Raw genomic sequence first — 12,843 nt, forward strand, 5'->3', positions numbered from 1 at the left:
TAATTATGAAATGGAACCGAAAAATAAAAAATAAAGGTAACTTAGTTAATGCAGTTTAGATGTTTGACAGCTTATTTGATATTTAAAAGCTGATTATCGCATTTTCCCGAAGTGCCACCTCGCGCGACGGCGAGAATTCAGAGACATTGGAGTGTAGTACAGTTTCAGCATCAGATTTACCTTACGCCACAACATCAGTTTAGCCGCCAAATTTCTTGATTTATAAGGGTTGTGGGGGACGCAGAGGATTGGTTGGAGCGATCGACACCCCTTTAAAAAACCCAATTTAAAAAAAAGTTGTATTACCCCCTTGACAGTCTTGTATTACACAATGTAGTATAAATGTATGGCGAAGGGGAAAGAGCTTCAAAGCCTTACCCCAGAAGCAATATGAACCTTGAAAACAGAATAGGAAGTTAATCGTGTCACATAATTGTGGACATCGGCGGTGTAGACTCCGGCAACAATAGCCCGATCGGGTTGTAGTACGCGGAATCAACCGCCACCCCGTCCCAACTTGAGTAATTCAAGGACAGAATATTGTTCATTTTCGCGGGGGTATAGCTCAACCGGTCAGAGCAGTCGCCTGTCGAGCGAAAGGTTGCGAGTTCAAGTCTCGTTACTCCCGTAAGTCGATTTTAGATTTTAGATTTTAGATTTTAGATTTACTCCACAGGAGAAGAATCTCGAAGCTGGAACTTTGGTCTAAAATCCACACCTCCTGTCGGAAAGCAAGTATCCGTTTTTCGGCGGGGGTCAAAGTCCCGTAGGCAAAAGTCAAGCCGTCTCCCCCTCAAGGAGAAGATTGCGAGTGCAAACCTCGTCGGGACTCCCAGGTTAGGTGGCTGAGTGGCTCAAAGCGTCGGTCTGCAAAACCGATTTTCGCGGGTTCAAATCCCGCCCTAACCTCTGTTCCCAATCAGGAATTAAAATTAGAAATTAAAAGATTAAACTAACAGTCTTTTAATTGAAATTTTTAACTTTGAAAAGGAACGAAGCGAAAGTGACATTGCAGCGTAGCTTAATAGTAAAGCGCCAAGTTCATACCTTGGTCAATGCGGGTGCAAATCCCGCCGCTGCCACCAAAAGCAGGGATGGTGTAACTGGCAACACTCTGGTCTCCAAAACCAGCATTCTGAGTTCAAATCTCAGTTCCTGTGCCAATTTATAGTGCTGTAGGCAAATGGTTTAAGCCGCTTGGTTTTCACCCAAGTGATTTGCGGGTTCAACTCCCGTCAGCACTTCTCGTGGGTCGTTGGCAGAATGGTTTTGCAGCCGCCTTTTAAGCGGATGGATCGAGGTTCAATTCCTCGACGACCTACCAAAATTTCTATCTTGGGTCGGCCCTCCTATTGGTGTGGGTAGCTGTCTGTAAAACAGTAGCTTAAAGCGTTGCTGGTTCAATTCCAGCCCGACCCATTTGTAACTGCATTTAATATGCAGTTGCAATCTTGAGAACGTGGTGTAGCCGGATAACATCTCAGTTAATAAAGCTGAAGATTGAGGGTTCAAATCCCTCCGTTCTCGCTCGCTGAGGAGAGGTGGCCGAGTGGCTTAAGGCGCTTTCCTGCTAAGAAAGAGCGGTTTAACAGCCGTCGAGGGTTCAAATCCCTCCTTCTCCGTTTTCCCCCGATAGCTCAGTTGGTAGAGCGCTTGTGTGAAGAACAAGAGGGCGTCAGTTCGATACTGACTTGGGGGATTGCGTTGCCTTATAGCTCAATGGTAGAGCAAGCGGTTGTTAACCGCTAGGTTGTAGGTTCGAGTCCTACTGGGGCAGCCATTTTACACAACGTTAAAAAGTTGGTAAAGCATGGTGCAGAACTCATTTATAATAATAATTACTTGAGTTCTACACTTTTCATGAAATACACCAAAGAAATCTTGGAAGAATCTGTTAAACATTCATTTTCTATCAGTGGGGTTTTAAGGCAACTTGGTATAGCAGGTGGGGGAAGTCATGGTCACATAACTAAGCGGATTAAAGAGTTGGGTATTGATACCTCTCACTTTAAACAATCCGATCAAAGTTTGAAAGGGCTTAATCCCAAAAAGCATTGCCAAGAAATTTTGGTTCTAAGTTCGCGCAATCAAAGAACACCAACATTCCAACTTAGAAGAGCATTAATGGAGATTGGGAGAGAGTATAAATGTGAAAACAATAAATGTTTTGTGCAAAGTGAATGGTTAGGAGAGAAGTTAGTTTTAGACATCGATCACATCAATGGGAATTGGCAAGATAATAGGCAAGAGAATCTGAGATTTATTTGCCCTAACTGTCACAGACAAACTGAAAATTATGGAAGTAAACGCAGAGAGCAGGAAGCAAATAATTACATAGCTCACCAGAACAAAAGAGTTCCTCATATGAAAGCCAGAAAAGTTGATCGTCCCTCTAAAGAAGAGCTAGAAAAAATGCTTTGGGAAAAACCAACCGCTTGCTTAGCAAAAGAGTTTGGTGTCAGTGGCAAGGCAATAGAAAAATGGTGTAAGACTTATGGAATTCAGAAACCGCCAAGAGGATATTGGCAGCGAAATAAAAAATATTAAATATCTAAATATTTAGTAAGTTGAGTAAATGTTATTGGGAAGTCGCCTAATCGGTATGGCACCGCTCTTTGAAAGCGGCAAAATGCAGGTTCGATCCCTGCCTTCCCAGTTCTGCTATTACCAAAGCAGATCAATTACACTCCTGTAGCCCAATTGGCAGAGGCCGCAATTTCAAAAGTTGTGTTGTGTGAGTTCAAATCTCACTCCAAAGTACCAAATTTTCAACTAAGTTTCTACTTGCTCCTGTGGCGGAATTGGCAGACGCGGCAGACTTAAAATCTGTTTTATTTTGAGTGTGAGTTCGAGTCTCACTAGGAGCATGAACGGGATGTAATTCAGCGGCCAGAAGCCATGCTTTGGGAGCATGGAGTCGTTGGTTCAAATCCAACCATCCCGACTTTACCCCTGTGATGTAATTGGAAAACATCACTCGCTCAGAACGAGTGTTTTTTGCAGGTTCGAGGGCTGTCAGGGGTATGAGGTTTTATTCAATCTCAAATCTCAAATCTCAAATCTCAAATCGGTTTTGCCCCTGTAGCCCAATCGGTAGAGGCGCTAGATTTAGGATCTAGTTAGTGCTGGTTCGATGCCAGTCAGGGGTATTTGGTGACATCGCGGGTGAAGTAGCCTGGGTAGGCTTGGAGGTCTCATAAGCCTCTTAATAGCAGGTTCAACTCCTGCCCCCGCCACCAAAAATGCAGGTGTGATGTAATTGGCAACATGAGGCTCTTGTAAAGCTTTCTTGCAGGTTCAACTCCTGTCACGTGCTTGGGAAAATACGATCGCTATTTAGCCAGAATTGCGATCGCCACCTTCCCAAATTTGCAGTTGTCGTTCTGCGGCAACAAAACAGTTTACATACGGCGTCGGATAAACAAAATAGTCGTAAGCCAGTGCCATTTGCCGCGCGGCTTCGCGATAAGGAGCTCTGCCTATCCCCGTTCCTAAACCCGGACAAACGACACTCTCAATTTTACGTTCTGCGTGTCGATTGTAGCGCCGAATTGTTAATAGCATTGCCCACATTGCCACATACGGAACGTCTGTACCCACAACAGACATAGGTACGCGCATGGTGGGAGTATGAGCGAGAAAAGGATGTTTGGGATGGTGAGTTTCGATGATGAATGACGTGCCAACGGGTTGTTCGCCTAAATAGTCTTCCAAGATATGCTGCTGCACCCTAACCATCAGAGAATGACCGAAAAAACCAACGATAGCTGCGTCGATACCGCCATCCATCATGCCAAATGAATTAGCGGGACTCACCAAACAGTCATACTCGGTTAAATCCTCGAAACATTTGTTGGTAATTTCGAGATTGGGTAAGTAGAAAAAATGTTCTTGGAATGCCGCAAATAGTTCGGTATTGGGTGCTGTAAGTATAAGTTTCATGTGTTTTATCTCCGAGCGCTAGTTTAGCAAATAGCTAAGGGCGATCGCACTAATTTTTCCAAAAAATTGTCATAATTGAAGTTGAGTAGTTCAAGGTTAAACTATGCTAGCAACTGACAACACCTCAATGGGAAAAATTATTACCACACTCACCGTGACTAACCGCGCCGATCAAAATGTCGCAGCCAGAGGATTTATGCCTTCCGACCAAATCCGTTCAGTCACTCTAAATAATGTGCTAGTTGATACAGGTGCAACAACATTGTGTTTGCCTGCAAGTATCATTGCACAACTCGGTTTAGAATTGCTCAAAGAAGTGGATGTAGAGACTGCTAATGGCATTGGTAAAGCCAGAATTTTTCAGGATGCTAAAATTTCTTTAGTAGGACGCGAAGGCACGTTTGAGTGTTTGGAATTGCCCGGAGGTATGAATCCTTTATTAGGCGTGATTCCTCTAGAAGCCCTGGGAATTGAATTAGATTTAAAAAATCAGCGATTAGTAACTTTACCCATCAGTCCAACGCAAACTTACTTGACAATTTTGTAAAGGCTGTATGTTGAGGTTAAAGAGATACAATCGCTAAACTAATTGCGGATATGGTGTAACGGTAGCATTCGAGTCTTCCAAACTCTAGGCACGAGTTCGAGCCTCGTTATCCGCTTGGTTAAACAAGAGGTTTGTTAAATCTCACATCTTGCACCATTCTCGCTTAACAGGCTTTCCGGCCTGTTCCACAAGAAAATCTACTCTTTGTGGAACAGGCCGAAAAGCCTGTTCATAAAAGGCTTATTGACAATGGTGCAACATCTCAGTTAAATCTCAAATTTCCAATCTCAAATCAGTTTGCGGATGTCATGTAGCGGCTAGCATCTGAGTATGCCATTCTCAGCGCATGGGTTCGAGTCCCATCATCCGCTTTTGTAGTCCTGATCTTCGAGGGTAGAGCGTTTGCCTTACAAGCAGACGCGGGGTAATCTCCTGTCAGGACTACCAATTTATGGGAGTGTAGCTCAATGGATAGAGCGCCGCGCTTCGGACGCGGATGTTGTGGGTTCAAGTCCTACCACTCTCGTTGTTTTTTATTTAATTTAAGGAGGTTGATTCCATTGAATGGATAATTTTTTATATTAAGAGCGATCCTCTTCGAGGGCTTCGCTAACGCCCTTTGCGTGTCCCAATCTTTGGAGCCTACATACTTTAGTACGAGAGGAAAGGTACCGCTGTCAAAATCAGCGGGCGTTTGAGAACGAGGAGTGCATTGAACCCGGCAGGTTGGCTTAAAGGTAGCCATCCTTTAAAGAGTGTGTAGCAACTCATCGGCGGAGTCCCTCTAGTAACTGAGAAAACGCAATGCTCTGATAACTTGCACGTCAAAATGCGTGAAGCGCAGCTATCCCGTAGGGAATCGCACATTAACAAAAAACATGGGAGTGTAACTCAACTGGATAGAGTGTCGAGCTTCTACCTCGAAAGTTGTGGGTTCAAGTCCTACCGCTCCTGCTGTCTGGGGTTCGTAGCTTAATTGGTAAAGCATCTAACTGGCTGTTAGAAAGATATCGGTTCAAATCCGATCGCGATCCACCACACCAATTTGAGATTTGAGATTTGAGATTTGAGATTTACTTCACAGGTAAATCTTTTAAGCGCGGTCATTCGATTTTAGATTTTAGATTTGAGATTTACTCAACAGGTGAATCTTTTACGCGGGGTCATAGCTCAATTGGTAGAGCGCTTGCTTTGCACGCAAGAGGCCAGGAGTTCGATTCTCCTTGACTCCACTTTCGGTGTCTGAAATCGAAGAGATCGAGACGTTGGTTATTTCAACTAACGACGTACTCATTATCGCGCTATATTGTTTAGTAAAGACTGAAAACACTACAAATGCCTAAAAAATCTAAGTACACCAAGGAGCTTTTAGAGCCCATCGTCAGGGAAAGCATTACGCTTACTGAGGTGCTTAAAAAATTGGGTTTGGGAAAAACAGGAGGGAATCGCAGGAATATTAGTTCGCGTCTTAAAAACTTAGGAATTTCAACTCAACATTTTGTTGGGGCTTCTTGGGCTAAGGGAGAAACTGCTAGTAGTAATCCTGCAATTTGGCAGAATCGAACTAAGAATACATATCCTGATGAGGAGGTATTTGTAGAGTGTTCAACTTATAATGGTGGCCCCAAGTTGACTAAAAGATTAATTCAAAAAGGTTGGGATTATAAATGTAATGAATGCGGGATTGACCAGTGGAGAGATAAGCCCTTAGCTTTGCACTTAGATCACATTAATGGAGTTCAAGATGACAATCGATTAGAAAATCTCAGGTTCTTATGTCCAAATTGCCATCAACAAACAGAAAATTGGGGTAACAAAAATCAAAGAGTAAAGCAGGCAATCGACAACCAAGTATTAGAGACACATATTGCTTCAGAAAATGGGAGGATAAATGATTGTGCCAATGGGAAAAAAGAAATAAAAGTAAGAATGAAGAAATGTGGCTCTCCAAGAATTAACTCCAGAAAAGTTGAGCGTCCTTCTAAAGAGGATTTGCAAAAGCTAGTCTGGGAAAAACCAACTACTCATATAGCTATAGATTTTGGTGTGAGTGACAAAGCAGTGGAGAAATGGTGTAAAGCTTATGACATTGAGAAACCTACTAGGGGTTACTGGGCAAAACAGAGTCGAAATCATACAGGTATGCAATGCCAAAAGGAAAGTAGCTAATTTGCAATTACCGAAATTGTAGTTCGACTCCTATCGATATGCAATGAGAGTTAAGTAAACTGGTAAATTAACTTCAGACTCAATCATAGCATGATTAATAAGGAAGATGCCGCTAAATGGTTGGCAACCAGTCTTGAAAACTGGGGTACAGGTAACTGTAAGGGTTCGATTCCTTCATCTTCCTTTTAATTAACCACCGGAAGCCGAGAAGCGAGGTGCTGTGCTGATAACGCAGAGGTAGGAGGGGCAGTACCTCCCCGGTGGATTTCTTATGATTTTATATATAAATAAGGGAGAATTATGGTTGATTTTTTCACGAGCTTTGCTCTCATATACTGAGAAAAATTATGGGGAGGTCGCCTAAATGGAATGGCACCGTAAAAACTTTGGAAAAGCGGCTCCCAAAAGGACGATCGGGTTTGTTGAGTAGGGTAAAAAGTTGCTTGGCGACGTTCCCTGAAAATGCAAACTGGCAGGGGGTTGCGGAGGCACTGAAAGGAATTAACAGTCCGAGATGGGGGCAGTTCCCGTCTGCTTGCGGGCAGTAAGGAAGCGCGTTTCCTGAAAGTTGCTGTCGATTGATGCGGGTTCGAGTCCCGTCCTCTCCATTCAAGGTTCAAGTCCAAATCGAAGAGTTTCAACCCGTGCCCTAACAGTTAAAGCATACATACTCGGCTGTTAACCGACTAAAACCAATGCTTTACGCACTTGCACGGGTTGAACCTCAGAACCTCAGTTGTTCTTGAGGTCTAAATCCCGATCGTAGCTGCCGATTGGCCGCAGTCTGGTCATCAACTGCTTCAGCAAGAAGCCGTTGCTGTTCCAAGCGGTATAAGGAGTAGCCCCTTGTCCCTTCAGGCACAAGGTTTGTCGGGCTTTGTTGTGGCAGATATTTGCCAGCAGGCTGACGACTGACACTAAGCCGAGTTCATCGACAAGGGCTTCGAGTTCATCTTGAGTCACAAGCACACCTCCAGGGTTGACTATTCCTGGAATATACCATATAGTACCTTTCAAGGGTACTCATAGTATACTATGACTTACTTAGTTTCAGTTTCCTCCACGAGGTTGTATTCCTTGACGGCCGCCATGACTAGCAGAGTGGACATAGGAACTCCTGTCTGCTGGGAGATGTTTCTCAGTTTTTCGTGCAAACGCTTGGGAACTGTGACTTTAATCACAGCAGTCTCTTCTTTGTCAGCCATTTCAAGCAGTCATGTTTAGTTGACACCAGCTTATCCTCTTTCGGAGTACCGATCGCACCTTGCTGCGATCGTCTGTAGAGATGCGGGCGCAGCGCGATAAAATGGCTGCTGCTGCGAAACTGTACGCTAACAAATAAAAAGGTCGATCGCAAATCTCTAACCAAGGGAGCGATTGGACCTATTGGTTACATTCAGAAGCACCCAGTAACCACACAACTTAATAAAAAAGGTGAAATATGCGAAAATTAAAATATTGTGTTATACTATTCTAGATGCGGGAGTATAGCTCAGTTGGTTAGAGCAGGTGACTCTTAATCTCAAGGTCGAAGGTTCAAGTCCTTCTACTCCCATCCCCAATAACCTACTATTCACAAGGCTTTGAGACTTTAAACTGTCTCTAGTATGTCCCTTTTCGCCCATTTTTCGCTCACGATAGCAGCCAAGGGCGGTAGCGGTTGGATTACAGTGAGTGTTTGCGTTGTCGGATTTTTAATGTCAATCGGCTCATCCGATCGATAAAAGTGCGATCGCCCAAGCTATTTTGAAACTGAATAACAACAGGAAATGGTGATTAGCTATGATGGCAAATCTCTCAGGGCGCTGCTATGCGGGCGATCGCGATTTAGATGCGATCGCCCATTTAATCAATACTTGCGAAGAAGTCGATCGGCTCGATGAAGGCACTTCCATCTCGGAACTACAACAAGAATTTAACGCACCGTCTCTAGACCAAGCCCGCGATATCCGCCTTTGGGAAGATGCGGAGGGAAAATTAATCGGTTTTGCTCAGTTGTCGGTTTCTGTACCGGGGGAAGTAATTGACGGTTGGCTGTGGTTTCGCGTTCACCCAGGTGCGCGCGGAGGCGATGTGGAAGCAGCCGCGATCGCCTGGGGTGAAGTGCGGATGCGCGAGGTGTCTGCGATGCGGGGCGGGCGCGTGAAGCTGCGAACCTACGCTCGCGCTGAGGATTGCGATCGCATTTCTGTGCTGACAAGTTGCGGTTTTAAGGTCGATCGCTATTTTTGCCGCATGGCGCGATCGCTCTCTGAACCGATCCCCGAACCGCACTTCCCCGAAGGTTTCGCGCTGCGTCAGTTCCCCGGCGAACAGGATGCCCCAGCTTGGGTAGAAATGTTCAACCAGTCGTTTATCGATCACTGGAATCATCACGATTTAACAGTGAATAAATTTAAGCACGAGTTAGCTAAACCCGATTACAGAAATGATTTAGACCTGATTGCTGTTGCTGATGACGGCACATTTGTCAGTTTTTGTTACTGCCAGATTAGTGTGCAAGAGTGCGATCGTACCGGGCGCAATGAAGGCTGGATTGCTTGTCTCGGCACTCGGCGCGGCTTCCGCAAAATGGGATTGGGACGAGCGATGTTGCTCGCTGGTTTGCATCGACTCAAAGCTGCCGGTGTGGCTACTGCTATTCTCGGCGTCGATGCTGAAAATTCATCAGGTGCGATGCGACTTTACGAGTCTGCTGGCTTCCACAATATTCGCAACAGCATTTCCTATGTTAAGGATGTTTAATCGATATTTTTTGGTGAAACAACCCGGTTTCTGCCTACCCGTGCATAAGTCCTATCTAATTATGGGCGGGCTCTCCTGCCCAACCCCTACTCCCCACAATCAAATTCACAGGCGGGCAGGATGCCCACCCCACAATCAAATTCATTCTTTGTGGAACAGGCATCTTGCCTGTTCCTGACAATAGTGCGAGATATCCGATCTAAAAAAACTTTTGCTACCCCCTTGACACCTGTGTAGTACCTATGTAGTATATAAATATGGAAAGCGCAGGACAAGCAAAAACCTGTATTTTTCGTGCAAATTCTGAACCTTGACAACTAAATATTGCTCAAAATTTCAACGAAGATCAATTTGAAAGTCTTGTAATATAGACTCGATGGTCATGTTGTTACTTTATACGAGACTGTTCGGTTACAAACTGACTCGGCATGAGTCAGATGTTGTACGAAATCAGTCTAATTTCAACGAATTTGATGCGGATTCAGAACAGACAAGTTCAGCCAGATTTCAATCAACCAAAAAGGCTGAGGAAATCCGCAAAATTAAACAAGCTTATCATTTAGAACGGCGCTTCTTTCAGTAAAGATTATCAGATTTCGTGAATCTTTACCGATACTGGCAATTTGCCAAGTCTTACAAAAAGCCAAAGTCGAGAGCAGATAAGCTACTAATCCAAAATCCACAATTGCTCTAGGAGGTATCGGTAATGGTTCACATTCGTTTTGAAGGACGTTCCTACGATCTGGCCGAAGACCAACTGGGTATCGCGGCAGGAATGAGCGACAAGGCTATTAAGGAACGTCTGGCAAATCATTTTGATGTCAAGGGATCTCGCTTCGAGTCTTACGTTCTGGATCGCCGTCCCAGCGGTGATTTAATTGTTCGGCCAGAAGCTGTTTACGGCTAGAAATTCACTTAAAGCACGTATTAGACAGCGCACCCCAACTAAAGAAGCTTACAAACTAAAAACGTTCCACTTAAAATCGAATAGTAGGTTCAATTCCTACCTTTCGAGAGCGTGAAAAAAAGCTTCTCTGACTTGTGCGCTGCCTTTTATAGCTAAATTTTTTATATCTATCCGACGCTTAAAAGTTCCACTTCGCGCCCCAACAAAGGAAGCTTACATACTAGCTCATTGGTAGAGCAATTCCCTTTTAAGGAACTGGTCGCGGGTTCAACTCCTGCGTATGTGCCAACGGCTTTCTTGACTTGCGCGAAGTGACATTTTAGGCGCTATAAACTCTTGTTGTTAATTCAGGATAATAATTAAGTAATCCTGTTTGTATTGAAGACTTCCGTCCTCAAAAATAAATTGGGTATTAGCCATGAGAAAAAAACTGGCAATTTACCGATCGCCCAAGGAGATAGACAGTCTGATTCATGCCTTCCAAGAAGGCAACCTGTCGCGAAGTCAATGGACGCACGAAGCACATTTAACCGTTGCCCTGTGGTATCTGTGTTATGACTCGGAGCCAGAAGCGATAAATGCGGTGCGGAATGGCATTAAACGTTACAACTCGGCTCAAGGAATTGAAACTACAAAAAACAGCGGGTATCACGAAACACTAACGCTGTTTTGGGTGCGAACTATTCGCCGGTATCTCGCCGATGAAAGCCAAAATCGCTCGATCGTACATCTGGCTAACGGTTTGATTGCAAAATATGCCGATTCCCTACGGGATAGCTCCGCACGCGCGTACTTTACCTTTTACCTATTACACGCGCGATCGGCTGATGTCTTCGGAAGCTCGAATTAACTGGGTTGAACCCGATTTGAAGTCACTCGACTCCGAAATAGTCCGCCAGGGATTGAAATCCCTGTCTAATAGCTAAAGTCCTCTGAAGAGGACTAAAGATATTTGTTTTTGTTGGTTTTTAATCACAGAAAATACATTTTTAAACACGCATTTCAGTCCTCTTAAGAGGACTTAAGCTTTGAGCCAGGGATTTCAATCCCTGGCGGACTAAGGCGCTAGGTGCAAAATATTAGGTGACACCAATGAATATGAATACAGTAGAACGCGATTTACGTTTGGAAATGCTCAACAGTCTCCTCACAACTCCTCACCGCCAATTAGAAAAAGTAGCAGAAATCCACAAGTTAATTGTCGAATTAGACCCGATTTTTTACGGTCATTTAGCAGTCTGGTATCAGCGTCAAGGCGACGTGCGCGACCACAAGGAAGTTTTTGTCGGAAATTTGCTGACTTCGGCACTGACGGAACACCGGGATGCCGGGTTTATGATGCTGCAAGAGTTCCCTCCCTACGAAGTTTCGCGGATTGTGGACTTTATGAAGCGGCACCAGAATAAGATGCCTCGCAGCGCGCGCACTGCTGTCACTCGCTATCTGAAATCGCGGGAAAAGAATGCACAGTTTTTCGATCGCGCCGCCCTCCGCAACCGCAAGGCGATGAAGCATTTGTACGCAACGCTGCACGTCAAGCCGAGCGATCGCGCTAATGCTATTCTGTTTAAAGACAATCCGCCGGAAGACTCTCTGGCATTCGTTTTGAAGCAGTTGGCAAAGGCGGCGACACCTGCGGAACAGGCGAATTTGATTGTTGAGTACAAGATTCCGTATACGATCGCAGTTGGTGCGATCAGACAGCTAACGCCAACAGTTTTGGCCGCGCTGATTAACTCGATGTCGCCGCAGGAAGTCATCAACAATTTGAAATCGATTCAGTCGCGCGGGGCGATGGATCACGCGGAAGTCAAGCAGTTGATTGACTCGAAGCTGGATGAAGCGGCAAAGTGCGATCGGGTTTCTGCTTACAAAGCGAGTGTTGCGGGTGCGGGCGCGAACTTCGACGCAGCAACGGCGGCGAAGCTGGAAGCGGTGACAAACGAACAGGTGAAGAAGCGCGGCAAGATTGCGAAAGCAACTGGTTTGTTGATTGACAAGTCTGGTTCGATGGAAAGTGCGATCGAAGTCGGGAAGCGTCTCGCTGCTTTGATTTCCGGCATTTCCAAGGCTGCACTGTTCGTTTATGCCTTTGACACGATGCCGTATCGAGTGGAAGCAAACGGCAGCGAATTGACAGACTGGGAAGGCGCTTTCAAGCACATTCGCGCTGGCGGCGGCACAAGTTGCGGTTGCGCGGTGGAAGCAATGCGGCTTAAAAAGCAGGTTGTCGAGCAATTCATTATGGTAACAGATGAAGGCGAAAATGCTGCACCTTATTTCGCGGATGCTTATCAGAATTACTGCCGCAGTTTGGGGGTAATTCCTGATGTGGTGATTGTGCGAGTTGGTTCTTGGTGCGAATATGTCCAGAAGCAATTAAAGGACAAACAAGTATCGGTGGAAACCTTTACGTTTGCCGGCGATTACTACTCCTTGCCGAATTTAGTGCCGATGTTGAGTCGTCCTTCGCGGCTGGAATTGTTGATGGAAATTCTGGATACTTCGTTGCCTGTGAGGGATGATAAGTGAT

The 12,843-nt window shown here is 45.0% G+C and carries 11 protein-coding genes and 26 tRNA genes; 33 read left to right on the forward strand and 4 right to left on the reverse strand.

Translation table 11 applies throughout. The features are described 5' to 3' along the window. Positions 1–554: 554 nt before the first annotated feature. The 18 genes from QUA00_RS06565 to QUA00_RS06650 all read left to right on the forward strand — a co-directional run bounded on the left by QUA00_RS06565 (position 555) and on the right by QUA00_RS06650 (position 3,316). Positions 555–628, forward strand: a tRNA-Asp gene (locus QUA00_RS06565). 132 nt (positions 629–760) lie between these two features. Then, positions 761–835, forward strand: a tRNA-Glu gene (locus QUA00_RS06570). Beyond that, a tRNA-Cys gene (locus QUA00_RS06575) sits at positions 836–909 on the forward strand. It abuts the tRNA gene before it with no gap. A 101-nt stretch (positions 910–1,010) separates the two neighbouring features. Next, positions 1,011–1,085: transfer RNA gene (locus QUA00_RS06580), tRNA-Met, on the forward strand. 3 nt (positions 1,086–1,088) lie between these two features. After that, positions 1,089–1,163: transfer RNA gene (locus QUA00_RS06585), tRNA-Trp, on the forward strand. Positions 1,164–1,169: 6 nt separating this feature from the next. After that, positions 1,170–1,244, forward strand: a tRNA-Glu gene (locus QUA00_RS06590). A 5-nt stretch (positions 1,245–1,249) separates the two neighbouring features. Continuing rightward, positions 1,250–1,324: transfer RNA gene (locus tag QUA00_RS06595), tRNA-Lys, on the forward strand. A 13-nt stretch (positions 1,325–1,337) separates the two neighbouring features. Continuing rightward, positions 1,338–1,419: transfer RNA gene (locus QUA00_RS06600), tRNA-Tyr, on the forward strand. A 34-nt stretch (positions 1,420–1,453) separates the two neighbouring features. After that, positions 1,454–1,527 (forward strand) — tRNA-Tyr (locus QUA00_RS06605). Between the two features lie 8 nt (positions 1,528–1,535). Beyond that, positions 1,536–1,622 (forward strand) — tRNA-Ser (locus QUA00_RS06610). A gap of 4 nt (positions 1,623–1,626) precedes the next feature. Next, positions 1,627–1,699 (forward strand) — tRNA-Phe (locus QUA00_RS06615). 6 nt (positions 1,700–1,705) lie between these two features. Beyond that, positions 1,706–1,780, forward strand: a tRNA-Asn gene (locus tag QUA00_RS06620). Between the two features lie 80 nt (positions 1,781–1,860). Next, a complete protein-coding gene (locus QUA00_RS06625; protein ID WP_333409144.1) occupies positions 1,861–2,547 on the forward strand; it encodes a hypothetical protein in 687 nt (228 codons plus the stop codon). Positions 2,548–2,582: 35 nt separating this feature from the next. Beyond that, a tRNA-Gln gene (locus tag QUA00_RS06630) sits at positions 2,583–2,656 on the forward strand. Positions 2,657–2,786: 130 nt separating this feature from the next. Beyond that, positions 2,787–2,867, forward strand: a tRNA-Leu gene (locus QUA00_RS06635). Positions 2,868–2,871: 4 nt separating this feature from the next. Beyond that, positions 2,872–2,944: transfer RNA gene (locus QUA00_RS06640), tRNA-Pro, on the forward strand. A 131-nt stretch (positions 2,945–3,075) separates the two neighbouring features. Continuing rightward, positions 3,076–3,149: transfer RNA gene (locus QUA00_RS06645), tRNA-Leu, on the forward strand. A 95-nt stretch (positions 3,150–3,244) separates the two neighbouring features. After that, positions 3,245–3,316: transfer RNA gene (locus QUA00_RS06650), tRNA-Thr, on the forward strand. Positions 3,317–3,336: 20 nt separating this feature from the next. On the opposite strand, the gene QUA00_RS06655 is transcribed toward QUA00_RS06650, so the two are convergent. Beyond that, entirely contained in the window at positions 3,337–3,942 is a 606-nt protein-coding gene (locus tag QUA00_RS06655) for a macro domain-containing protein (protein ID WP_333409145.1), read from the reverse strand. Positions 3,943–4,045: 103 nt separating this feature from the next. Here QUA00_RS06655 and QUA00_RS06660 point away from each other — a divergent pair, with 103 nt between their 5' ends. From QUA00_RS06660 to QUA00_RS06700, 9 genes are all read left to right on the forward strand, one after another. Next, positions 4,046–4,489 (forward strand): retroviral-like aspartic protease family protein, encoded by a 444-nt coding sequence (locus tag QUA00_RS06660; protein WP_333101624.1) that lies wholly within the window; start codon positions 4,046–4,048, stop codon positions 4,487–4,489. A gap of 44 nt (positions 4,490–4,533) precedes the next feature. Then, a tRNA-Gly gene (locus QUA00_RS06665) sits at positions 4,534–4,604 on the forward strand. Between the two features lie 184 nt (positions 4,605–4,788). Further along, positions 4,789–4,860, forward strand: a tRNA-Gly gene (locus QUA00_RS06670). An 82-nt stretch (positions 4,861–4,942) separates the two neighbouring features. Beyond that, positions 4,943–5,015: transfer RNA gene (locus QUA00_RS06675), tRNA-Arg, on the forward strand. Positions 5,016–5,369: 354 nt separating this feature from the next. Then, positions 5,370–5,443: transfer RNA gene (locus QUA00_RS06680), tRNA-Arg, on the forward strand. A 7-nt stretch (positions 5,444–5,450) separates the two neighbouring features. Then, positions 5,451–5,527 (forward strand) — tRNA-Ala (locus tag QUA00_RS06685). A gap of 121 nt (positions 5,528–5,648) precedes the next feature. Further along, positions 5,649–5,721: transfer RNA gene (locus QUA00_RS06690), tRNA-Ala, on the forward strand. Positions 5,722–5,824: 103 nt separating this feature from the next. Next, positions 5,825–6,658, forward strand: a complete 834-nt coding sequence (locus QUA00_RS06695; RefSeq protein ID WP_333409146.1) for an HNH endonuclease signature motif containing protein — start codon at positions 5,825–5,827, stop codon at positions 6,656–6,658. A gap of 100 nt (positions 6,659–6,758) precedes the next feature. Further along, a tRNA-OTHER gene (locus tag QUA00_RS06700) sits at positions 6,759–6,843 on the forward strand. Between the two features lie 547 nt (positions 6,844–7,390). On the opposite strand, the gene QUA00_RS06705 is transcribed toward QUA00_RS06700, so the two are convergent. The 3 genes from QUA00_RS06705 to QUA00_RS06715 all read right to left on the reverse strand — a co-directional run bounded on the left by QUA00_RS06705 (position 7,391) and on the right by QUA00_RS06715 (position 8,015). After that, complete coding sequence (locus tag QUA00_RS06705) at positions 7,391–7,621, reverse strand: hypothetical protein (RefSeq protein ID WP_333033740.1); 231 nt, start codon at positions 7,619–7,621, stop codon at positions 7,391–7,393. Positions 7,622–7,698: 77 nt separating this feature from the next. Next, entirely contained in the window at positions 7,699–7,839 is a 141-nt protein-coding gene (locus tag QUA00_RS06710) for a ribbon-helix-helix domain-containing protein (RefSeq protein WP_333409147.1), read from the reverse strand. After that, a complete protein-coding gene (locus QUA00_RS06715; RefSeq protein ID WP_333409148.1) occupies positions 7,836–8,015 on the reverse strand; it encodes a hypothetical protein in 180 nt (59 codons plus the stop codon). The genes QUA00_RS06710 and QUA00_RS06715 overlap by 4 nt, the downstream gene beginning before the upstream one ends. Before the next feature lie 124 nt (positions 8,016–8,139). Here QUA00_RS06715 and QUA00_RS06720 point away from each other — a divergent pair. From QUA00_RS06720 to QUA00_RS06745, 6 genes are all read left to right on the forward strand, one after another. Continuing rightward, positions 8,140–8,213 (forward strand) — tRNA-Lys (locus QUA00_RS06720). A gap of 227 nt (positions 8,214–8,440) precedes the next feature. Continuing rightward, a complete protein-coding gene (locus QUA00_RS06725) occupies positions 8,441–9,403 on the forward strand; it encodes a GNAT family N-acetyltransferase (protein WP_333145291.1) in 963 nt (320 codons plus the stop codon). A 706-nt stretch (positions 9,404–10,109) separates the two neighbouring features. After that, a complete protein-coding gene (locus QUA00_RS06730) occupies positions 10,110–10,310 on the forward strand; it encodes a hypothetical protein (RefSeq protein ID WP_333101629.1) in 201 nt (66 codons plus the stop codon). A gap of 215 nt (positions 10,311–10,525) precedes the next feature. Next, positions 10,526–10,598: transfer RNA gene (locus QUA00_RS06735), tRNA-Lys, on the forward strand. Positions 10,599–10,728: 130 nt separating this feature from the next. After that, positions 10,729–11,160, forward strand: coding sequence for a hypothetical protein (locus QUA00_RS06740; RefSeq protein ID WP_333409149.1), 432 nt, complete (start codon positions 10,729–10,731; stop codon positions 11,158–11,160). 242 nt (positions 11,161–11,402) lie between these two features. Continuing rightward, complete coding sequence (locus tag QUA00_RS06745) at positions 11,403–12,842, forward strand: hypothetical protein (RefSeq protein ID WP_333409150.1); 1,440 nt, start codon at positions 11,403–11,405, stop codon at positions 12,840–12,842. Position 12,843 lies beyond the last annotated feature (1 nt).

Origin of the sequence: Microcoleus sp. T2B6, assembly GCF_036700475.1 — a bacterium.
In the GTDB taxonomy this organism is placed as follows: domain Bacteria; phylum Cyanobacteriota; class Cyanobacteriia; order Cyanobacteriales; family Microcoleaceae; genus Microcoleus.